This window comes from Providencia alcalifaciens (assembly GCF_915403165.1).
Lineage (GTDB): Bacteria > Pseudomonadota > Gammaproteobacteria > Enterobacterales > Enterobacteriaceae > Providencia > Providencia alcalifaciens_C.
Map to the genome: position 1 here is coordinate 512516 of NZ_OU659204.1, position 23270 is coordinate 535785.

Consider the following 23270-nt stretch of genomic DNA (forward strand, 5'->3'; position numbering starts at 1 on the left):
GGGAAAATAAGTTATGTAAGATTCAAAGTTCAAAGTTCAAGAAGTATAGCTGGGGCGGGGTGGGTTGTCATATTTCGAGTGGGTGGGACAAAGTGCAAAAAAAAATCCACTTTCGAAAAAGTGGATTTTTATACTGTGTACCTGGTGTGTAGATACTAAAATTAGCTGCGAGTCGCTGCTCTTTGTTGAGCTTGTGTAATCAATTCTTCGTTGCTCGCGTACATCTCTTTCAAATAGCGGTTATATGATGAACCTAACTCTGAGTACCCTTTCATATCGTTAATCAGCTTGACGGAGTCTAACTCATCTTGTGATTGACGCTGTTTAGCACGCGAGTGACGTAAGGATTCATACGCGTTATGGGTATTCATGTTCTTCATATAGGCAGTCACTGTTGCTTCAACAGAAGCGTAAGCTGAGTAGCCTTTGATCTTTCCTTTGCTAACTTGGCAACCGCTACCACAGCGCATACCAAATAAATTTCCGTTTTGTAGAGCAAGCTGAGAAGTACCCCAACCAGACTCTGTAGCCGCTTGTGTCGCAACTAAATGTGTTGGCATGATGTCTACACGACTTAACAGCTTATCCCAATTAATACGTTTTGGGTTGCTGCAACTGATGCCATAACTATCGCAGATCTGGGTTAGGCGACGTAGCTCTTGGGCGCTCCATTTGGTGTTTGCGCGCACGGAAAGCAGCCAGTTACGCTCTTCCATAATCTGTTGATTGACTTTTTCAATCACCGGGACAATCGTTTTCAAAAACGCTTTCTTACGTGGAGTACCAGACGGGTATTTACGCATATCAGGCAGTGGTGTTTCTGCTTGATTTGAGTTTTGTGCCGACTTCAGCGTGAAGTCTTTTTTAAGCATCGTACTGGTACTGGTGGAGCCAAAACTGAGGCCCGAAAACAAAAGTAAAAATAAGAAAGCGAAGACGGCGTTTGTCCTCATCGTTCGAGAGGGCATTTGCTTCTCCTATGTTTCTCTGAACAAAAATCGAGCGAATGGTAGCAGAATAATTTTTCATGAGCTACCTTTATCCGACTCACATTAGGTAAATTTCTGTATTGGTATGTCATTAAGTGTTGATTTCTTTTAACTCAATGATTTTAGATTATATATAATTCCGTTATTTATATTTTTAATGCTTTATTTATCAATTTTTGTTTTTGATTCCATGCTGCAACAATCTGATTTAAGCTAAATTGGATTGATTTTCAAACAATTAACAGGTGTATTGTAGGGTTATTATGTTTGATAAATGACCAATCAGTGGTCTGATTTTTAAACAAAACGAGGTGTTTCGCATTTTTTGAGTGGTATTGGTTGTTAAAAATACAGAATCAAAATCGACTTTCAATGTGTGAAAAGGCCAAAAAAAAGGCCGTTTTTTGACCTTTTACCTTAGCCAATTATCAACGTTGGCCGACGACTTTTTTAGTCGTTGAATGGCACGGTTTGCTGTTTTTGATCTTCAATTTTTGCATTCTCAGCGAGCCGTTTGAAATCATCAACTGTCCAATATGTTTCTGGAATGGGGAGCTGTGCCATATGATCGGTGGGGACTAAGCGAAACTGTGCGAGAGATGATAACGTAAATCCTGCATATTCCGACGGTAAACTGAGTTTTAGCCCTAAAGTCGCTACAGTTTGGGTAGGTAAAAAAGGGTAGCGGCTATCGGTGGTGTCATAATCTCGCTTAAGCACTAAAAATTTATCTGGAACACGCTTCGAACTATTCCACCAAAGCCCATCAATTTTGTTAAATGCATGGCGAGTTAAGGATTTTTCTTGGGCCCCAAGTTGATGTAATGCAATGGGAAGCAGTGCTTCGAGTGATTGTGAGAATATGGCAAGTGACTCAGCATGACCTTGTAAAATCAGCGAACTTGCTAGCCTTGCACCTACTAAGTTGGAATATAAGTCTTCGGGAGAGAAGGCGGATATCCCCTCAGAAAAACCGGGAACCGATTGATAACCATACCATTGTGCAATTTCATGCCAAGCGGCTAACTGAAACGCGAGTTTGGCCGCTAGATAGGTACTTAACGTGTAGCGCTCTGCGGGGGAAGTAGGAGGCGTAAAGGCGGAAAAATGGATTTGTCTGCTCGCGAGTTCATCGCTGAGGGTTAATGTCCACTCTTCACCAAGCTTTGGGTAAATCTGGCTAAAGAGATATAACGTATAGTCGGCGGTATCTCGAACATGGGCAATATCAATAAACCCGCCATCAGTGGTGTAGATAAGCCCCACTTTTTCGTGACTGACTCCCATTAGACCTGCAGTGGCACCCAAGTAGCTATCATTATAATGGTGCTCACCGAGATTATCGGCTTCAACAATGTTGTCGATGGTATAGAAAGGAACGGGAATACCAGCTACTTCTGCTTGCAGATCATAGCCAAAAGCGCAGCAGGCTCGAAGCCCTTGAGGGGCTTTGAGATCGTGCAGAATAGGCCACGCTTGGGATGCTTCTTCGTAGGAAACAGTATCTAGATTAAGGTTCGCCGCAGGTAAGTTCAGTTCTTCGCGAGTTTGGCAGGCGACGAGCATAAATAAAAAACATGAAGTTATTAGCAGCTTAAACATTAGAAAGATTCACCAACTTGGAAATAGACGCCCGTACTGTTACGACCAACACCAAAATCCAGTCTTACATTCATCCGAGGCTTAAATTCAAAACGATAACCCACTCCGGCACTTGGGAGCCAGTGTCCAGCACCTAACTCTGAGGGAGAGTCGCTCATGGTTCCTGTACCTAGCCAACCAACAACTCCGTGCCGCCAGTCTAATTTATGGCGTAACTCAATTTGGCTAGTAAAAATATTGTTATCCCGATAGCGCCCTTCATAGTAACCCCGCATGCGGTTACTGTTACCTAATAAAGAAAGCTGGTTCCATGGCACATCTCCCGTAGTAAAACGGGCATAGTTATCAATAGCTACGACAGTTTTCTCTGTGAGCTCATGGTAATAAGCATACTGCAACTGGGTCGCTTGAAAACGGGTATCACTACCAAGGTTAGGTGAAAAATAGGTGTAGATGACCTCGAGTGTTTGCCCATGATGCGCGTTGGGTAAAAAGTCTCGGGTGTCATAGCTATAATAGGCGCTGACGCCTGAACTGATAACCGAGCGCCCACCAACTGACTGAGAGAAATAAGTTTTTGCGCCTTCATCGGGGTCACTGGCATTGATCGATGAAAAATTCCAGCCTAGCCCCACATAGGTGGCCTCGGTTAGCTTATATAAAGCTCTTGGGGTAATTTTGAACTCTTGGGAATGGTATTTTTCTTTATTGCTCTCTTTTTTACCCGCTGCGTATCCTTTGCCCCAATAATAAGTCGGTACATTATTGATGGTGCCAGATACAAACAGTCGCCATTGGTCACTATCCACAAAGTTGTAGTTAGTGAAGTTGAGCCCAAAAGCACCTGTGGATGAGGCAAAACCACTTAACCCAATCGAAGAGGGCTGGGTTTTGGTGTCTTGCTTGTCGAGACGATACAAGCCCACTAAAGCGGTTCCGACACCTAACCCCATTTCAGGGGTATAAAAAGGGCCCGGTAAGACGCCCCAGTCGATAGTTTTGGATTCATCAAAGCTGTTTTCGCCCCCAAGCTCGCTGAGCCAACCATCAATTTGTTCCCGTTCAGGAAGGATTTGGGCTTGCGAGGAGAAGGTAGCGATAAGGCTGAGCAATGTCAGCCTACGCAGGTATTTCTGTTGCAACATTAAAAACGGAACTCGCCTGAAATAAAGAAGCTGTTACGGTTATTAAAACCAATTTCGGTAAGGACGTTAAAGTTCCGAGTTAACTCAACGCGAGCACCGACGGTATTGTTCCATTTATGGGCTAGGTGTTGTTCAACATCGAACTTAGTATCAGCGGGCGCTAAAGCCATCATACCTTGGAGTTCTGGAGGTAAATCCAAATTACTGATATTCCCTTTAAAACGTTGGGTAATATCTTGGTACATAGCTCCTGTCCAAACTTGAATTTTGGTATTACCTTGACCTGAAATTAGAGGCTCAAAAACAAATTCATATCCAATGCGTGGGGTAATGACTAATGCTTTAATATCCCCATCAATAATGTCTAAATTGGTTTTTGTATAGTTAAGATCCAAAGTTGAGAAAAATTGGTTATAAGCCCCGGCGAAAGTCACCCCTCCACCGTATGATTTTCCGTCATATTTGAGTTCGAAAGGAAGATTACTACCAATATGCATCTTCTTGTATTTACCCAATATTTTCACATTGGCATCAATGTTGGTTAAGTTCGTGTTGGAGGTACCTTTTGTTTTTCCGTATACCCCGTAGACGTTCATAAAAGGGAAAACCCACGTATCTAATTTCAACATTTGGGATTCATTCTTACTGCGAGTGTGGCCTGTTTGAATCTCTAAGTCTTTGTTGATATCAAACTCAACTAATCTACCGATCTTAATAAGTGAATCTGATTTGAAACCAATCTTATCCACTACAACATCCTGACGCAGGTTCATATAGCCATAACTGACCCCAAAAGGCTGCGGTAAGTCATAGCCTTGAGCGCGTGCTTCATCTCCCCAAAAAGGCAAAATACGGGATTCGGTTGTGGATGAACGAGTTACTCCGCCTTCGTCATTTGCTTTAGGGACTCCAGATTCGCTCATGCTTAATGAAAATAGTGGGGTGTCACTATCGGCAAAACTGGCAGGGATAGCCAGACAAGAGGAAAGTAGCAGCGCTGCGCTGTATTGAATGCGTGTCATAATGGACTCAATGATTAGTAGAATAGAATGAAGGAAACAATAAATTATCTTAATTTAATTAACTTACAGTTATCGTCAAAAGTTTAGCATAGATGACAATTGATAATATGGCTCATGGTGCTATTTTAATGATATCTCGCTACCGATAAATGCGTATTATTATCAATGTGATGGATGTGACTAAAATATTAGGAAGATGCTATTGAGGTGCTAAAGAACGTGCTGAAACTTTGGGTATTTCAGCACTGATATGTATTAGACGAGTAAGAAAGGTATTATTTGCTGTTTTTCTGATGAAACTGAACTCGCTCATGGAAGTAATCTTTTAAATGCGCTTCCATGCTGTGAATTTTTTGTTCCAGTGCATTAATTAAGACATCATCATTGTTCATATCAAAAACGCGCTTCATTGCGAGGTCATCAATATATTCTTTTTGTTTCTCAGATAAATCAGCCATGTTGTAAAGCCTCTATTTTCAAAACCTATATATAAGAAAGGATTATTTCACCAACCAACAATATTGGTGATGCTGGTTCTCATTGTGCCCTAGTGAATACGGGATGAAAAGTGGAATTACGTTGCATCAAATAATGATGATTGGTGCTCCTAGTTTAAATATGAGAGATTAAACGCCTATCTGATTGGGTTAAGAATAATCACAATATTCTTACCGAATATAAGCTGATATCCTCCGGTAAGATAATAAATAACAGGGCAAAATAGTGAACAATAAACAACAATACCTTGATATTGCTGCTGGAAACGGGGAAAAAGAAGCCTCGATGATGGTGGCAATCCCTGCATCAGAGCTGGCCTCCCTACAACTTGAACAGCGTCTGGAAGAGCAAACCTACTTTACCGAAGGGGAAATAGATTACCTGCCAGATGAAGAAGGCGGCGGTTTCTTCTTTACCTGTAAACGTGGCGAAGAAGAGTTACGTTTTTACATTTCGCTTGTGGAAAGCGACCCGGAATACACCATCAACCCGTATTTCGCGACAGATCCTATTAGCCAAGAACTCTACACGCAGGCAAGTAATGCGCCACAAGCCGTGGTGGTTGAATGCCTATTCCAAGAAAAGCCTCTAGTGAGCTACTTACAGCAGCTTAAAATTATCCAAATTTTAGTGCCTGATTTATTACTGGGCTTGGATATTTCTGCCGCAGGTAAAGTCTTTACCCGTGAATGGCTTAACTTCCAACTGATCGACGATTTAATGCCAAGCATTGATTCCCTGTATGTGGTACATGCCATTTACGATCATGATGAAAACTCAGAAGATTCAGCGCCAACCAAATATTGGTTCCATACCCATGGGTTAGCCCGTTGTGGTTTATCGGAAGCGGAAATTATCATTCCACACCCGATTGCGTCTTATTATGGGATCCCTGAGTTGTTCTGGAGCTTTGTGAACAACAGCATTACCAACGGAAAAATCGACTTTAATGAGCCAATTTTTATTGGGCAAACACAAACTGGCTATGAGTATTTAGTGGCGGTGCCTTTTGAAGAAGGTTTACTTCATGTAGGTACCTCCACACCGATCGATAACTTAAAACCGCTGGAAGAAATGAACTTCGAGTTTGGCGATATGAGTTCTGAGCGCTTTATGGGGGATTGGCACGACCGTGATGAATCTCACCAGCATCCGTCCGTAATGTTATTCCGTGTCACGCAAGAAAACCCAACATTGGAAAGTTTCTTCGAAGGGTTTGAAGACCAAAATGCGATGATGTTTATGCGCACTGATGAAGAAACGGCGGATATGTCCAGCAAAGCCAGACTGCGTTGGGAATATTTCATCCATATGTTAGATAACTATGGTCCAAAACCGGTCGCACCGAAAAAAGGGTTATTTGCGAAGCTGCTCGGAAAATCGGAAGAAGAGGAAGAATCAGAGTGGCGCTTCCTAGTCAAATGCGGCATTAGTTATCAAGATGAAGATGGCGACGAGGGGCACGAACATATGTGGTTTGAGCCGTTGACATGGAACGGCGACCAATTTGAAGGCCGTTTAATTAATCACCCATTCTATGTGGAAACTATGGAAGAGGGTGGTGTTTATCCGCTAACGCGTGACCATATCACGGATTGGACTATTTATTATCAGGACGGTAGCTATACTCCTGATACAATTTATAAACTTCTTAGTGGTGCTCAAGTTCATTAGTCTATCCTGACTGACTAATGCGAATAGGGCACTGAATTCAGTGCCCTGAGGTTGATGACAAAGAGGGATAAAAGCGTGGTTTTTCCCTCTTTGTGTTATCAGGCGAAAATCAATAAATTGATTTTCCTTGTTAATTTTACAACCCAAACGAGCCATTTCCAAACCTGATGGGTTTGTCAATGGTCTGCGGGCACTTCATTCAGTGCCCTTTTTAATGAGCTAAATGTGACAATGACCCAACCTGAACTGTACCAATACGCCCTATTTTTACTTTCCAGACGAGATTATGGCAAAGCGGAGTTATTTGCCCGTATGAAGCGTCGTATGTATGAGAAAAATGAGGGTATTATCGATGAGCAGTTGATTGAAGGGGTGTTAGACAAACTGAGTGAGCAGCATTTTCTCGACGATGACCGCGTTGTGTCGCTGTTATTGCAAGGGTATGCACGTAAAGGATATGGGCCTTTGCGGATCAAACAAGAAATGCGGCAAAAAGGATTTGCCGAGACATTAGTCGAACACCATTTTGCCGAGCTTGATGTGGATTGGTTTGAAAAGGCAGCGGAAGTGCGCAGTAAAAAGTTTGGCGATGAAATCCCAACTGACTTTAAAGAGAAAGGTAGGCAAATTCGTTATCTGCAATACCGAGGTTTTTTTGGCGATATGATATTTGAATTATTTTCACGCTAATTTTTGCAGTTAATCCTACATTATTTATGATTGTCATTATGTGGATAATCACGCCATTTAATATCGCTCAAATGACTATTATTTGACTTTAGTTTAAATAATTAACGCACCTGAGTTTCATTTCTTTTGCTTAGTCAAAAAATAATATTTTTTTGACTTGTGTTTTTATCTATTTCTAGATTAAAAATATTGTCCACTATGATCATTATCAGTGTATTTCGCTTTTTTTTTAGGCAGAGTACCACCAATAATTACAAAATGAGACGGGCAGGAGAAACACATGATTGAGCTCTTAATAGGCGTATTAGTCGCCGTTGGAGTCGGGCGCTATATAATAAAGGGTTACTCTGCAACAGGGGTATTAATGACGGGGGGTATTTTACTCCTGATTATTACTGCGTTAATGGGTAAAAGCATTTTACCAGAATCAGTGAAAGCAACGGGATGGCGCGTTACTGATATTCTGGAATACATCAAGTTCTTATTAATGAGCCGAGGCGGTGATCTCGGTATGATGATCATGGTGCTGTGTGGGTTTGCGTCTTATATGACTCACATCGGTGCGAATGACGTGGTGGTTAAAATTGCCTCCAAGCCATTAAAAATGATCAACTCTCCATACTTATTGATGGTTGCGGCGTATATTGTTGCTTGCTTGATGTCGCTGGCAGTTTCATCGGCAACAGGTTTAGGGGTGTTATTAATGGCAACCCTGTTCCCTGTGATGGTTAACGTCGGGATCAGCCGTGGTGCAGCGGCGGCTATCTGTGCGTCACCAGCCGCTATCATTCTGGCACCAACGTCTGGAGACGTTATCTTAGCGGCAAAAGCAGCCGAAATGCCATTAATTGATTTCGCATTCAAAACTACACTGCCTATCTCCATCGCTGCAATTGTTGCGATGTCAGTGGCTCACTTCTTCTGGCAGCGTTTTCTGGATAGAAAAGAGCATGTTAAAACCGAAATGCTGGATGTGAATGAAATTAAAACCCACGCACCAGGTTTCTACGCGATTTTACCGTTTACTCCAATCATCGGCGTATTAGTGTTTGATGGTAAATGGGCACCTGAGCTGCATATCGTCACCATTATTGTTGGCTGTATTATTATGGCAGCAATTATTGAATTTATTCGTAGCTTCAGTGCAAAACACGTCTATGGCGGCTTAGAAGTTTGCTATAGAGGCATGGCGGATGCATTTGCAACCGTAGTGATGTTGTTAGTCGCAGCGGGCGTCTTCGCGCAAGGTCTAAGCACCATTGGCTTTATTAAAGGCTTAATCGACTTAGCACAATCCTTTGGTTCAGGTGCGATTGTGATGATGATTGCGCTGGTGGTGATCACCATGTTAGCGGCGATGACGACAGGTTCTGGTAACGCACCATTCTACGCATTCGTTGAACTGATCCCTCACTTAGCGAAGCAAATGGGCGTCAACCCAGCTTACCTTGTCATCCCAATGTTACAGGCATCTAACTTAGGTCGTACATTATCACCGGTTTCTGGGGTGGTGGTGGCGGTATCGGGGATGGCGAAGATTTCACCGTTTGAAGTGGTGAAAAGAACCTCGGTTCCCGTATTAGTTGGGCTTATCGTTGTTGTGATTGCTACCGAGATTTTAGTGCCTGTTTATTTGTAACAAAATAGGTATTTCTCCCTCTAAAATGGCTAGAAATTATTCTAGCCATTTTTTTATCGATATTTATTTCGGTTAACACTTAGGTTAAAAAGAAAAAAATTCTACGCTTTTTTGATGTGGTGTTTTGGTGTTTTCAATCAAATGATAAAGATTTATTTGCGATTATTAACAAATTGTCATTTTTTTAAACTCAGATATGAGATCTACACCAAAAAGCCAGAAAGATTAATCAAAATAAGCTAGTTGCTCTAACGCATTTAATGCAAAATTCGCGCATCTTTTTTTATCCATTTTAAAACGATGAAGTGACGGTATGAGCACAATAAAAACCGCAGTAAACACGACAGACAAACCAGCCAGTAAGTGGACGTATAAAGACTTCACTTGGGTATTATCTCTTTTTGGAACAGCCGTTGGTGCGGGTGTTCTTTTTCTGCCAATCAAAGCTGGCGCAGGTGGTTTCTGGCCATTAGTTGTATTAGCGTTAATTGCAACACCAATGATTTGGTTAGCCCATAAAGGGTTAGCGCGTTTTGTTTTGTCTGCCAAGAAACAAGATGCTGATATCACCGATACCGTGGAAGAGCATTTCGGTAAAACTGGTGCGAATATCATCACATTTGCATATTTCTTTGCTATCTACCCAATCGTATTAATTTACGGCGTGGGCATCACCAACACTGTAGACTCATTCTTAGTGAACCAAATTGGTATGGACCCATTACCACGTTGGTTATTGTCTGGAGTGTTGATTGCCGCGATGACTGCGGGTGTCGTTTTCGGCCGTGATTTAATGCTGAAACTCACTTCTATGATGGTTTATCCATTAGTCCTCATCTTATTAGCACTGTCTCTGTACCTGATCCCTGAGTGGAACACGTCGATGTTAGACGTCGCACCAGATTGGAGCACAATGCCGATTGTTGTCTGGATGGCTATCCCTATCATCGTATTCTCCTTTAACCACAGCCCAATTATCAGCCAGTTTGCGAAAGACCAACGCCAACAATTTGGTGACAAAGCGGTAATTAAAACAGACATGATTACTGGCGGCGCAGCATTCATGCTGACTGGCTTTGTGATGTTCTTCGTCTTCTCAGTGGTACTGTCACTGAGCCCAGCAGAATTAGAAATCGCGAAGAAAGAAAACATCAGCGTGTTATCCCATATTGCGAACATTAACCCATCACCGATCCTGTCTTATTTAGGTCCTATTGTGGCATTCGCAGCTATCGTTTCTAGCTACTTTGGTCACTTCTTAGGTGCGCATGAAGGTTTGGTGGGGTTAGTGAAATCACGCTCTTCAGTTTCTGTGAAGAAAATTGAGTTAATCTCTTTACTGTTCATCGTGATCACGACTTGGATCGTCGCAATTATCAACCCAAGTATCTTAGGTATGATTGAAACCATGGGTGCCCCAATGATTGCGGCAATCCTGTTTATTCTGCCTGTAGTGGCAATGCGCATCATACCTGCGATGAAACCGTTAAGTACTTCTAAACCAGCCCAAATTTTCACATTGATCTGTGGTTTAGCATCCATTACCTCTGTGATTTACGGCGCATTCGCGTAATTAAATTCAGTTGTACCGGAGCCCATATTGCCAAAAGCAATATGGGTAGGTTGATGACAAAGCGGGATAAAAGCGTGGTTTTTCCCGCTTTGTGTTATCAGGCGAAAATCAATAAATTGATTTTCCTTGTTAATTTTACAACCTAAAAGAACCATTTCCAAACCTGATAGTTTTGTCAATGGTCTGACCCATATTGCTTCGGCAATATGGGTTTTTTATTTTTAATCACTGACATATTTATTTATCGAATAACGTTAGATGAAATTATTTCAAGTCTAGGTGGTTGTGTGAGGAATTTACTTGGGGGATATTGAAGAGGACTGCCATGAAACAATAAGTACCGTGAAATAAAAACAATAACCCATTCAATTGGCAGTGCGGGTATAACAAGGATAACGCAATGAAATTAGAAACATTATCAATCCACGCAGGCTATTCTCCAGACCCTACAACCAAGTCTGTCGCGGTGCCTATTTATCAAACCACTTCTTATGCATTTGACGATACACAGCACGGCGCGGATCTGTTCGACTTAAAAGTTGCAGGTAATATCTATACCCGCATTATGAACCCGACCAACGATGTGCTAGAAAAGCGCGTTGCTGCTCTTGAAGGGGGTATTGCCGGGCTGGCTGTGGCTTCGGGTATGGCTGCTATCACCTATGCAATTCAAACTATTGCCCAAGTCGGCGATAACATTGTTTCGGTGGCAAAACTGTATGGCGGTACGTACAACTTACTGGCGCATACTCTGCCGCGCCTTGGTATCGAAACACGTTTTGCTGAGCATGACGATTTAGCTGCACTAGAAGCCCTGATTGACGAGAAAACAAAAGCCGTTTTCTGCGAATCTATCTCTAACCCTGCAGGTTTTATTGTTGACCTTGCGGCGCTGGCGGAGGTCGCTCATCGCCATGGTGTACCTCTGATTGTCGACAATACTGTTGCGACCCCATATTTATGCCGCCCATTTGAACACGGTGCGGACATCGTGGTGCACTCGTTAACTAAATATATCGGTGGTCATGGCACCTCAATCGGTGGAATGGTGATTGATTCAGGTAAATTCCCATGGGCGGAGCACGCAGAGCGTTTTTCTCTGCTGGTTGAGCCAGATATCGCCTATCACGGCGTCAGTTATACTGAGCACTTCGGTGCTGCGGCGTTTATTGCGCGTTGCCGCGTGGCACCGCTTCGTGGAACAGGAGCGGCATTATCGCCATTCAACGCCTTCTTGATTTTACAAGGTCTGGAAACGCTAGCGTTAAGAATGGAGCGCCATACTGAAAATGCATTAAAAGTGGCACAATTCCTCGAAAACCATCCTCAAGTGGCATGGGTAAAATATGCGGGTCTACCAAGCAACCCTGAGCACGCACTGGCGCAAAAATATATGCAAGGCAAACCTGCCAGTATCATGTCTTTTGGGATCAAAGGTGGGCAGGAAGCCGGTGCGCGTTTTATTGATGCACTGAACCTGATTGTTCGCTTGGTCAATATTGGAGATGCAAAATCATTAGCTTGCCATCCAGCATCCACCACCCATCGTCAATTAAATGATGCGGAGCTAGCTCGTGCAGGGGTGTCGCGCGATATGATCCGTTTATCCATTGGTATTGAGCATATTGATGACATTCTTGCTGACTTAATCCAAGCTTTGGATGCAGCCAAGTAAATCTTGTTAAGCAGCTACCGATAAATAAAGGCGGTTATTGTGAAGAATATATTGCAATAACTGCCTTTATTGTTATCTGCGTGATTAACTATTGGGTTTTATTCTTCTTTTTAGAATTAATAACTATTCGCAAGCTGCACCGTTTTTTAATTTATTTTTCATTCTGTTAAAAATAAATTAAAATCGCTGAACTATTGTTTTTTAATCGAGTCTTAACAAGCAGCTCATCCTGTTATCTTAATGTTGAAATAAAAGATTCATTTATTGATTGTTTATCTCATATGGGCATATGTGATACGAAAACGTTTATTGGTTTATACTGGGTTTAGTCGAACTAATGATAATAGAACCCTGATTTGATTAATCAAAAGTGCCTGAAGCTTCGGCGCAAATAATAATTATTAAATATTTATGACAATAATGGTTGAGATTAAATGATGATGGCAAATAATAAAGTTGCCTACTTTAAGTGGTGCCTATTATTCGGTTTTGTACTCATAACCTATTTCCTTCCTCTCAATGGGCGCATGCTATGGCAGCCTGATGAGCTACGCTATGCAGAAATCAGCCGTGAGCTGATATTAAGTCACCATTGGAGCGTACCTGAGCTGCTTGGTATCCGCTATTTTGAAAAACCGATTTTGGGTTATTGGGTCGGTTCTTTCTTCCAAATGTTATTTGGTGAAAACAATGTCTCAGTTCGATTGGGTGTGGTTTTTAGCACCCTGATCAGCGGGCTATTTGTTTACCTCAGCGCAAAGATGGCATGGAAAAATAAAGACCTCGCGTTTAATGCGGTGCTTATTTATCTTTCCATGTTTATGATTTTGACCATTGGGACATACAATATCCTTGACCCAATTGTGACCGCTTTTATTACGATGATTATCTTCTTTTTCCAATGGGGGATAACCACGACACAACGCACTCATAAACTGTATGCATATATTCTGATTGGTGTGGCATGTGGCTTAGGGGTCATGACAAAAGGCTTTTTAGTCTTAGTGCTTCCCGTTTTAGTGTGTTCCGTTAGCGCAATTTACTTCAAAAAACTCAAAGACGTCTGCCTGTACGCATTAATTTCTATTATTGTCGCGGTGTTAGTTTGCTTACCGTGGGCGCTGACTATTGCCAGCCTAGAGCCAGATTTTTGGAGCTACTTTTTCTGGGTTGAGCATATTCAGCGTTTTATGGCTGATAACGCACAAAACAAATCTCCGTTCTGGTTCTATATGCCGATTTTATTGGCGGCGGTGCTTCCGTGGCTAGGTTACCTCTTTTCATCCATTGCACACGCAGTTCGCGCTAGAGGCATGAATCTTTATTTCTTATTCTGGGCAGCGCTGCCTTTCCTATTTTTTAGTGTGACGAAAGGGAAGCTACTCACCTATATTCTGCCATGCATCGCACCTATCGCGATTTTGATGGCATCCTATTTGCAGCAGGTTTTAACCCAGAATAAAGTGGCTACCATTCGCCTGAATGCGCTGATAAACATCACGTTGGGTGTCGCGGCAGCTGGGGCATTTATTGCATCACCTTACTTCCCTAAAATGAATTTATATCAAGGGGATGAAAGCTACAAAATGTGGATTGCCGCAGGGACGTTTCTGTTTTGGGCAGCGATGGGTGTGGTGTCATTTAACCGCAAATTCTGGTCATTGGCAGCCGCTTGTACGTTAGTACTCAGCCTCAGTATTGGGCATGTGATCCCTAAATACATAGAGAGCAATAACACACCGCAAGGCGTGTTAACTAAATACCAAGATCAGCTACAAAACCGCGCGATACTCTTAACCAATAACGTGGGATTAGGCACTGCGTTGGCTTGGGTATTAAAACGCGATGACATTACCATGCTGTATCAAACGGGTGAGCTAGGCTACGGGCTGAATTACCCTGATGCAGAAAACCGTTTTTACCGTTTAGAGCAGTTACCAAGCTTGCTGGCGAGCCAAAATAACCGCAACGTCGCGGTGGTGGTTGATGCTTCACAAAATGAAGTTATTGATGCTCTACCGGGTACGCCAATCATTATTAAAGAAGGTAAATTAGTGATGGCTTTCTATGAAGGTCAGTAAATTAATAGCTTGATGCTCTATTCTTGAGAGCCTATTGAAGAAGAGCCGCACTACGAAAGTATGCGGCTCTTTTGTATTGGGAACTAAGAGACTATTTACGCCATCGGTTCGTGACGTCGGAGTGCGTGTTCCTTGATGGATAAGGATGATAAATCATCATCATTGCCACACTGTTGCTCATAGGATTAGTCACAGAATCCGCTGATTTGCTGTCATGAACTGATCGCTTTTCCTTGCGAGTGGGAACAAGCGAAAGATGGTTTAACGATGATAAATTCATGGTGCCGTCTCCTCAGAGTGTTTAATTAAACGGTTAGCTTCAGCCAGCTCATAACGTCTTGGGGTTAACGCTGTCGCACTGTGATTACGTGCAAGCACAGAATAGATAGTTGGCAACACAAACAGAGTAAATAGCGTACCCACCAGCATGCCTGTGACAATCACCAAGCCCAGTCCAAAACGGCTATTTGCTCCTGCGCCAGTCGCGAACAGAAGGGGAACTAAACCGATAACCATCGCCGCTGTCGTCATCAAAATCGGGCGTAAACGGATTTGTGCTGCTTTTAAAATGGCATGGCGTTTATCTAACCCTTCGTTAGCTTGCAGTTCATTGGCAAATTCCACCATTAAGATCCCGTGTTTACTGATTAGCCCGATCAAGGTGACTAAGCCAATTTGGGTATAAATATTGAGGGTGGCATAACCCAATGCCAGCGGGATCAAGGCACCACAGATAGACAGCGGAACGGTAATTAAAATAATCAACGGATCCACTAAACTTTCATACTGAGCCGCGAGCACTAAATAGATAATGATCAGCGCCGCCATAAACGCGAAGGCGAGGGTGTTTCCTTCTTGTTTATATTGGCGCGAATCGGATTGCCAATCATGGCTAAAACCGGCTGGTAGTTCGCTGGCTATCTCATCGAGATAAGCCACCGCTTGCCCTAAGGTGACGCCCGGTGCAGGGATCGCTTGGAAAATAGCGGCATTTTGCTGATTAAACTGAGACAGTTTATTCGGCTCTACTTGTGTTGAAATATCCACCACCGTTGAAAGCGGGATCATGCTACCATCTTCAGACTTAACATAATGGCGGGATAACGCTTCTGGGGTCAGCCGTTGACTGCGCAAGCTTTGCGGGATCACATCATAGGAACGTCCATCCATGCCAAAACGGTTGATATAATTCTCACCCACTAACAGCGTTAGGGACTCACCAATATCCTGCATGCGAATGCCTAAACTGTTGGCTTTTGAACGATTAATACGCACCTCAACTACGGGGTTGTTATAGTCGAGGTCGCTATCGACCACCATAAACAGGCCACTTTCACGAGCTTGTTGTTTGATCTCTTCCATGGTGCGATACAGCACCGGATAATCTTGCGGGCTTTTTAGCACCATCTGAATAGGTAAGCCGCCTGTAGAGCCGGGTAATGCCGGTAACTGGAACACAAAGATACTGTTACCTTCCACATCGCCAACGCGATTTTGTAAATCCGATTGGATAGCCGACGCAGGACGCTCCCGTTGTTCCCAAGACGTTAAGTTTGTGCCCCCGAAGCTGGCGGAAGGGCCATCGGTACCGTTAATAATCCACGTACTCTCAGTTTCGGGTAGCTCCATAAACACATCGTGTAATTTACGGGAGAAACGCTCCACATACTCAAGGTTGGCATGTTGCGGGGACTTAATCGCCGTTAAGACGCTCGACTGATCTTCAACAGGAGCCAGCTCTCTCGGTGCTGCTTGATACAACATCGGCAGGCTGATCACGACGCCGATAGCCAAAATTCCGGTGATCCAGCGGTTTTTCAATGAGAAATTCAGTACCGCAGTATAGTAATGGGCAAGGGTCTCGAAGAAGGTTTCCGCCATTCGTGCCATGCGCCCTTCATTCTGTTTCGAGTTCAACATAAACGAACTCATCACCGGAGAAAGGGTTAACGCCACTATTCCTGATACAATCACCGCCCCCGCCAACGTGAGCGCAAACTCTTTAAATAATGCCCCTGTTAATCCAGACATTAAGCCAATCGGTGCATACACCGCAGCGAGGGTAATGGTCATCGCGAGAACGGGACCTGCCACCTCACGTGCACCGATCAATGCTGCCAGAACAGGGGATTTTCCCTCTTCAATATGGCGATGAACGTTTTCCACCACCACGATGGCATCATCCACTACCAACCCAATCGCCAGCACCATTGCCAGTAAGGTCAGCAAGTTAATACTAAAGCCGAACGCCATCATCAATGCCGCCGCACCCAGCATGGACAGCGGAATGGCAAGAATAGGAATAATCACGCTGCGAATCGAACCAAGGCATAGATAAATCACGGCGATAACAATCAGCAGGGCTTCAACGAGGGTGTGGATCACTTGGTCGATGGAGGCTTTAATAAACCGTGAAGTTTCAAAGGCCATTTCCACTTTTACCCCCGGCGGCAGGGTTTTGATGATATCTGGCATTAACGTGTTCATGCCATCTACAATCACTAACGGGTTACCGGTTGGCGTGGCAAACAAACCTAAGTAAATAGCAGGTTCCCCGTTCATTAAACCGCTGGTTTCTGTAGATGCCGCCCCCAGTTCAATGGTGCCCACATCTTTTAAGCGCACCAATCCGTTACCGTCATTGCGGATCACCAAATCGCGAAATTCATCCACATTGGTTAAATCGGTGTTTACATACACGTTAGAAATGACAAACTCCCCCTTCACTTTACCGGGAGCCGCTTGATAGTTATTTTGACGCACTGCTTGGGCGACTTCAGCCGCAGAAATGCCGCGACCCGCGAGCTTATCCACATCCAACCATAAACGCATCGCCAGTTGTTGCCCGCCAAATACTTGCACTTTCGCTACGCCATCAATGGCGGAATACATTGGTTCCACCACGCGGGAAAGGTAATCGGTTAGTGCGGGAATCGAAAGTTCGGTACTGGAAAAACCAATATAAGCGACAGCGGTAGACTCCCCAGAAGAAAGCTCAACCACAGGGTCATAGGCCTCTTTCGGCAGCTTATAACGCACTTGGTTTACCTTCGCCATCACTTGGGTGAGGGCTTGGGTTGAATCGCGATTTAGCTCCATACGCACCGTCACAAGACTACTGCCTTGAACTGACGATGAGGATAGGTAATCAACCCCTTCAACGGAAGAGACCGCTTGGGCAATCGGCTGAGTCACAAACCCCTGCATCAATTTTGCCGATGCGCCCGGATATTGCGTGGTAATGGTGATGGTTGAACTTTCTAATTGAGGATATTGGCGAATGGGTAATTTACTCAGCGCAAACAGCCCCATCAACACAATCAAGGCACTGACGACTAAAGCTAATACTGGTCGGCGCACAAACAAGTCCGTAAATTTCATAGCACCGTCCTTAGGAACCTTGCGGGGTTTCAGATAATGTATTTTGAGCGACAGGGGTAATGGCAGAGCCATTATTCAGACGTAGCTGACCAGAGCTGACCACTTGGTCGCCTTCTGCAAGCCCGTGCTCAATTTCGATATTGCCATCAAAACGCTGCCCCGTTTTCACGGAAACGCGCTTGACCGTCATGGCGTCCCCAGAACCTTCGGCGATAAATACCGTATCCCCATAAGCGGTGTAAGTGACTGCTGTTTCAGGGATTGTCAGCACTGCATTGTTGGCTTGTCGCACCACGGTGACATTGGCGTACATACCTGCCTTTAGCTTGCCATTGCTGTTATCCAATGTGGCTTGCAGAGCAATTGTTCGGGACTTACCAATCAACGGATCAATGGCTGTCACTTTGGCGGGGAATGGTGTTTCGGGGTAAGCATCTACAGTGATGTCCACCACTTGCCCTTGATGCAACTCAGGGGATGCCTGTTCATCCAGAGAAAAATTCAGTTTTAAGGTTTGGGTATCCACAAGGCTGGCTATCGCTTCACCAGGGCTAAGGTATTGCCCTTCATGGACTTGGCGAATACCAATGGTGCCATCGAATGGGGCATGAATGGCTTTTTGCGCAATCAATGCTTGGGTTTGCTGAATCAGCCCCTGCGCCATATCTCGCTCTGCACGGGTGCTATCCACCTGCGCTTCCGCTACTAAATGTTGTGCAGACAAAGAACGAGTTCTGTCATATAGGCGGGCAGCATTGCGGTATTGTGCTTGATAGCGGGCTAAATCTGCGCGTTCCACTGCATCATTGAGCTGCACCAGTAATTGCCCTTTTTTTACCTGTTGACCGGATTCAAAACCAATTTTGGTGATACGCCCACTAGTTTCTCCGGCCACAAACACCTGACTACCCGCTTCTAATTCCCCCACGCCGTAAAAAGTACGTGGGGCATTAGCCAAGGTGACGGGGGCAAGTGCCACTTTCACTGGAGGATACTGATAAGCCGCTTGTGGCTTGTCGTCTGAGCTGGCGTAAGTCGAGTAAATGGCTGCTCCCCCACCTACGGAGAGAAGCCCTGCACATAGCAAAGTTAGCGTTTTTTTATTCATTATCATTGGCATCTTAAATTGACAATTAAAGAGGCTGGCACTATAAAACCTTAAGTTAAGTTGAGGTCAATAGGGAGTGAGCAAAAATGGTGGGCAAAACCATGAATACGATAAAAACGCGGGAAATTGCCGCAGAAAAGGCAGATTTTTCACGGGCACTGACGGTAGGAGAAGTGGCAAAACGCGCAGGCGTTCCGGTTTCTACCGTACATTTTTATGAATCGAAAGGGTTGATTCAAAGTACTCGAACACAAGGGAATCAGCGGCGTTTTCCACCCGTGGTTTTACGCTACATTGCCATTATCAAAGTGGCACAAAGTACCGGCATTCCCCTCAAAGAGATCCAAAATGCACTTGGCCAGTTTCCGGCAAACAGCAAATTGACGGCGGAAGAGTGGAAAGGGATGTCAACGGAATGGAAAAGCACATTAGATAGAAGAATCAAGCAATTAACTCGATTACGCAATGAGTTGGATCACTGTATTGGTTGTGGTTGTTTGTCTCTCAAAGATTGCCCATTGCGCAACCCTGAAGATATCTTAGGCAACCAAGGCCCCGGTGCCCAAATCCTCGAACGTCCCTAAATCACACTTTTCACTATCTGGATAGCCACTGCAAAATGTGGCTATTTATCCATTATTATCATCATGTTATTAACCAAATAGCCGCGCTGTGTGGATAATCTTTGCGCATATGGGCTACCGATTTTTGCCTTTTTTGCGTAATGATTCGTCATGTTAATTTTTTGTGAACGAATAAGAGCAAAGAGGGCACAGTGATGAAAGGTCTGAATAACAAAATTGCCATCGTGACGGGTGGTGCAACCAAAATCGGCGCAACCGTGGCAAAAATCTTATGTTCCTATGGGGTTAAAGTCACCATTTTTGATATCGATAAAACCAATGGGGAACGTGTGGCGCAATCGGAGCCCAATATTGACTTTCTGCCTGTGGATATCACCGATGACCAACAGTTAAAGCAAGGCATTGACCGTGTTGCGCAAAAATATGGTCAACTCGATTTTTTGGTTAATTTGGCCGCAACCTATCTGGATGACGGCCAAGCCTCTTCACGTCAAGACTGGCTAGCGGCATTAAATATCAACTTGGTGAGCGCCGTGATGGCAGCGCAATTTGCCAAGCCCCATTTAGCCAAAGCGGGTAAAGGGGCAATTGTTAACTTCACCAGTATTTCCTCTTCGGTGGCGCAAACAGGTCGCTGGCTCTATCCCGCATCGAAAGCCGCTATGTTGGAAGTGACGCGTAGCCAAGCGATGGATTATGCCCCCGACGGTATTCGCGTTAATTCCGTTTCCCCTGGTTGGACATGGTCTCGGGTGATGGACGAATTGACTGGCGGCGACCGTCAAAAAACTGACCGCATCGCGGCGGATTATCATCTTTTACAACGTGTTGGCGACCCTGAAGAGGTGGCTCAAGTTGTAGCATTCCTACTGTCTGAGCTGGCGAGTTTTGTCACTGGCGCAGATTACGCGGTCGATGGTGGATATTCCGCCATGGGGCCTGAACAGGCGAAACCCGCCATTCCCCGTCTTGCTGAATAAGACACCCTGATTTTAATTTTATCGAGGAATTCACTATGCGTCGTATTGCAATCGTAGGTGGTGGTCAGGCGGGTATGCCATTGGCATTAGGGCTGCTGGACAAAGGTTATGACGTGACGGTTGTGACCAACCGTACCCCAGATGATGTGAAAAATGGTCGCGTGATGTCCAGCCAATGTATGTTTGATATCTCACTGCAATTTGAGCGCGATTTAGGGATCAATTTCTGGGAAGACAAATGCCCACCAGTTGAAGGCATTGGTTTTACCGTTCCGCATCCTGAAAAAGCGGGTGAAAAAGCCATTAGCTGGCGCTCACGTATCGATAACTACGCTCAAGCCGTTGACCAGCGCATCAAAATGCCTTACTGGTTGGAGTTGTTTGCTGCTCGCGGCGGTAACTTGATGATTGAAGATGTGGGCGTCGCAGAGTTAGAGCGCCTCGCCGAAACTCACGATTTAGTGATTTTAGCAGGGGGTAAAGGGGAAATCGTTAAGCTGTTAGAGCGTGACCCGACTCGATCACCGTACGATAAACCTCAGCGTGCGCTAGCGCTCACGTATGTTCACGGCATGCTGCCAACCCCTGAATTTTCACAAGTTTCCTTCAACTTGATACCGGGTGTTGGGGAGTACTTTGTGTTCCCATCTCTAACCAACAGTGGTGACTGCCACATCATGGTTTTTGAAGGCGTTCCGGGTGGCCCTATGGATCAATGGGGAGAAGCTCGTACTCCACAAGAACACTTGGCCTACAGCAAAAAAATCATTGATACCTATTTACCGTGGGAAGCAGAGCGCTGCCGCCATGTGGAGTTAACTGACGAAAACGGCATTCTGGCAGGGCGCTTTGCCCCAACAGTCCGTAAGCCTGTTCTCACGCTGCCATCAGGGAAAATTGTCTTTGGCTTAGGGGATGCATTAGTCACCAACGATCCACTAACCGGACAAGGATCGAATAACGCCACGAAAGCCAGTAAAGTCTACTACGACGCCATTTTAGCCCATGGTGACAAACCGTATACCGCACAGTGGATGAACGATACGTTTGAACAATTCTGGAAATACGGTCGCCATGTGGTGGAGTGGACTAACGCCCTGTTAGCGCCGCCACAGCCACATATTCTTAATGCATTAGGCGCAGCGCAACAACTGCCAACCTTAGCGCACACCATCGCGAATGCCTTTAACTATCCACCAGTTCTTGCGCCATGGTGGCATGATGCCCATGCCTGCGATGCGTATATTCAATCGCTGATGCAAGAAGAAGTTCGCGCTTCGTAGGAGAAATCAGTATGTCGATGATTGCAGAGGACACGCTTATGTGCGAAAGCGAATGGGGTCATACCGAGTTTGAATCGAAAACCTTACGCAACTTACTAGGCTGCTACCCCACAGGGGTAGCGGTTGTGACCACCCGCACCCCTGATGGACGTGACGTTGGGTTGACCATCAACTCATTCGCATCACTGTCGTTAGATCCACCTTTGGTGTTGTGGAGCTTAGTGAATCATTCACCCAATCTCGCGGTATTTCGTGATTGCCAACATTTCACGATCAATATCTTAGGCAAAGATCACCAAGAGTTGGCAATGCGTTTTGCTAACCCTCGAGTCGAAAATAAATTTGAAGATATCGCCGTGCACATCACGCCAGAAGGGATCCCCGCCTTACACGGCGCGATCGTGACCTTAGTGTGTGAAAACCACAAGCAAGATCATATTGGCGATCACTTATTGATGGTGGGGCATGTGCGCCGTATCGGTAGTGAAACGGGTAAGCCTTTAGTTTTCCACGGCGGCACATTTACCGCCCTACATGAAGCGCAATAGGCGCAGGAGATAGTATGGAACAGCAAACTTTGATGTCATTCGCTAGCGAGTTACAAAAAGGCAATATTCAGATTATCGACCTGACACAAACTTTATCGCCTTCATTTCCGGCATTGCAATTACCTGCCGAATTTGGGCAAGTATGGTCATTCAAAATGGAGCAAATCTCCCGTTATGATGAGAATGGTCCCGCTTGGTATTGGAACAATTTTAGCTGCGGTGAACACACGGGCACCCACTTTGATGCTCCAATCCATTGGATAAGTGGTAAAGATCAGCCAAAAAACACCGTTGATACTATCCCGCTCCACCACTTTATTGCCCCTGCGGTCGTCGTTGATGCCAGCAAAGAAGTGGCACAAAACCCCGATTGGGTCTTAACTGTGGATTTCCTACAAAAGTGGGAAGATAAACACGGCAAGATCCCTAAAGCAGCATGGGTTTTACTGCGTACGGATTGGTCGAAAAAATCCGATAACCCAGAAGCGTATGTGAACATGCGTGAAGATGGGGCGCATACGCCGGGGCCTTCTCAGGAAGCGGTTGAATGGCTTATCCATCAGCGTGATGTCAAAGGTTTTGGGGTTGAAACTATCAATACGGATGCAGGGCAATCTTACAGCTGGCCTGTGCCGTACCCGTGCCACACGTTAATGCACGGTAACAATAAATACGGTCTGCAATGTTTGAAAAACCTCGACCAATTACCCGCTACTGGGGTGGTGATCGTCGCAGCGCCTCTAAAAATTGAAGGCGGCTCTGGCAGCCCGTTACGCGTGCTTGCGCTGGTGGGGTGAG

The 23270-nt window shown here is 44.7% G+C and carries 19 protein-coding genes; 11 read left to right on the forward strand and 8 right to left on the reverse strand.

What is annotated here, in order from left to right; genetic code table 11:
• Positions 1–161: 161 nt before the first annotated feature.
• The 5 genes from LDO73_RS02225 to LDO73_RS02245 all read right to left on the reverse strand — a co-directional run bounded on the left by LDO73_RS02225 (position 162) and on the right by LDO73_RS02245 (position 5216).
• Positions 162–968, reverse strand: a complete 807-nt coding sequence (locus LDO73_RS02225) for a protein bax (protein WP_224060004.1) — start codon at positions 966–968, stop codon at positions 162–164.
• A gap of 471 nt (positions 969–1439) precedes the next feature.
• A complete protein-coding gene (locus LDO73_RS02230; RefSeq protein WP_224060005.1) occupies positions 1440–2591 on the reverse strand; it encodes a DUF4056 domain-containing protein in 1152 nt (383 codons plus the stop codon).
• Positions 2591–3736 (reverse strand): BamA/TamA family outer membrane protein, encoded by a 1146-nt coding sequence (locus LDO73_RS02235; protein WP_224060006.1) that lies wholly within the window; start codon positions 3734–3736, stop codon positions 2591–2593. The genes LDO73_RS02230 and LDO73_RS02235 overlap by 1 nt, the downstream gene beginning before the upstream one ends.
• Positions 3736–4758, reverse strand: a complete 1023-nt coding sequence (locus LDO73_RS02240; RefSeq protein WP_224060007.1) for a hypothetical protein — start codon at positions 4756–4758, stop codon at positions 3736–3738. Before LDO73_RS02240 ends, LDO73_RS02235 begins: the two co-directional genes overlap by 1 nt.
• A 275-nt stretch (positions 4759–5033) precedes the next feature.
• Complete coding sequence (locus LDO73_RS02245) at positions 5034–5216, reverse strand: hypothetical protein (protein ID WP_006658236.1); 183 nt, start codon at positions 5214–5216, stop codon at positions 5034–5036.
• 265 nt (positions 5217–5481) lie between these two features.
• Here LDO73_RS02245 and LDO73_RS02250 point away from each other — a divergent pair, with 265 nt between their 5' ends.
• The 4 genes from LDO73_RS02250 (at position 5482) to LDO73_RS02265 (ending at position 10832) form a co-directional block, all read left to right on the forward strand.
• Positions 5482–6930, forward strand: coding sequence for a DUF4026 domain-containing protein (locus LDO73_RS02250; protein WP_224060008.1), 1449 nt, complete (start codon positions 5482–5484; stop codon positions 6928–6930).
• A 231-nt stretch (positions 6931–7161) separates the two neighbouring features.
• The gene (locus tag LDO73_RS02255) at positions 7162–7620 is read left to right on the forward strand and encodes a regulatory protein RecX (protein ID WP_224061119.1); all 459 of its coding nucleotides are present in this window, start codon (positions 7162–7164) and stop codon (positions 7618–7620) included.
• Between the two features lie 280 nt (positions 7621–7900).
• Positions 7901–9259: an anaerobic C4-dicarboxylate transporter DcuC gene (gene dcuC, locus LDO73_RS02260; RefSeq protein WP_036955315.1), complete on the forward strand. Its 1359-nt coding sequence runs from the start codon at positions 7901–7903 to the stop codon at positions 9257–9259.
• Positions 9260–9572: 313 nt separating this feature from the next.
• A complete protein-coding gene (locus LDO73_RS02265) occupies positions 9573–10832 on the forward strand; it encodes an aromatic amino acid transport family protein (protein WP_224060009.1) in 1260 nt (419 codons plus the stop codon).
• Here LDO73_RS02265 and LDO73_RS02270 read toward each other — a convergent pair.
• On the reverse strand, positions 10814–11011 hold the full coding sequence (locus LDO73_RS02270) for a hypothetical protein (RefSeq protein ID WP_224060010.1): 198 nt from the start codon (positions 11009–11011) through the stop codon (positions 10814–10816). The genes LDO73_RS02265 and LDO73_RS02270 overlap by 19 nt on opposite strands.
• A 221-nt stretch (positions 11012–11232) precedes the next feature.
• Here LDO73_RS02270 and LDO73_RS02275 point away from each other — a divergent pair, with 221 nt between their 5' ends.
• Both LDO73_RS02275 and arnT read left to right on the forward strand, forming a co-directional pair.
• Positions 11233–12507: a bifunctional O-acetylhomoserine aminocarboxypropyltransferase/cysteine synthase gene (locus LDO73_RS02275; RefSeq protein ID WP_224060011.1), complete on the forward strand. Its 1275-nt coding sequence runs from the start codon at positions 11233–11235 to the stop codon at positions 12505–12507.
• A 434-nt stretch (positions 12508–12941) separates the two neighbouring features.
• Complete coding sequence (arnT, locus tag LDO73_RS02280; RefSeq protein WP_224060012.1) at positions 12942–14588, forward strand: lipid IV(A) 4-amino-4-deoxy-L-arabinosyltransferase; 1647 nt, start codon at positions 12942–12944, stop codon at positions 14586–14588.
• A 276-nt stretch (positions 14589–14864) separates the two neighbouring features.
• Here the strand turns inward: arnT and LDO73_RS02285 are convergent, their stop codons facing one another.
• Positions 14865–17969, reverse strand: coding sequence for a MexW/MexI family multidrug efflux RND transporter permease subunit (locus LDO73_RS02285; protein ID WP_224060013.1), 3105 nt, complete (start codon positions 17967–17969; stop codon positions 14865–14867).
• A 10-nt stretch (positions 17970–17979) separates the two neighbouring features.
• Entirely contained in the window at positions 17980–19077 is a 1098-nt protein-coding gene (locus LDO73_RS02290; protein WP_224060014.1) for an efflux RND transporter periplasmic adaptor subunit, read from the reverse strand.
• Positions 19078–19178: 101 nt separating this feature from the next.
• On the opposite strand from LDO73_RS02290, the gene soxR reads away from it, so the two are divergent.
• The 5 genes from soxR to LDO73_RS02315 all read left to right on the forward strand — a co-directional run bounded on the left by soxR (position 19179) and on the right by LDO73_RS02315 (position 23269).
• Entirely contained in the window at positions 19179–19661 is a 483-nt protein-coding gene (soxR, locus tag LDO73_RS02295) for a redox-sensitive transcriptional activator SoxR (RefSeq protein ID WP_224060015.1), read from the forward strand.
• Between the two features lie 194 nt (positions 19662–19855).
• Positions 19856–20641 (forward strand): SDR family oxidoreductase, encoded by a 786-nt coding sequence (locus LDO73_RS02300; protein ID WP_224060016.1) that lies wholly within the window; start codon positions 19856–19858, stop codon positions 20639–20641.
• 35 nt (positions 20642–20676) lie between these two features.
• Positions 20677–21924 (forward strand): styrene monooxygenase/indole monooxygenase family protein, encoded by a 1248-nt coding sequence (locus tag LDO73_RS02305; protein ID WP_224060017.1) that lies wholly within the window; start codon positions 20677–20679, stop codon positions 21922–21924.
• Between the two features lie 11 nt (positions 21925–21935).
• On the forward strand, positions 21936–22472 hold the full coding sequence (locus tag LDO73_RS02310) for a flavin reductase family protein (RefSeq protein WP_224060018.1): 537 nt from the start codon (positions 21936–21938) through the stop codon (positions 22470–22472).
• Between the two features lie 14 nt (positions 22473–22486).
• Complete coding sequence (locus LDO73_RS02315; protein ID WP_224060019.1) at positions 22487–23269, forward strand: cyclase family protein; 783 nt, start codon at positions 22487–22489, stop codon at positions 23267–23269.
• Position 23270 lies beyond the last annotated feature (1 nt).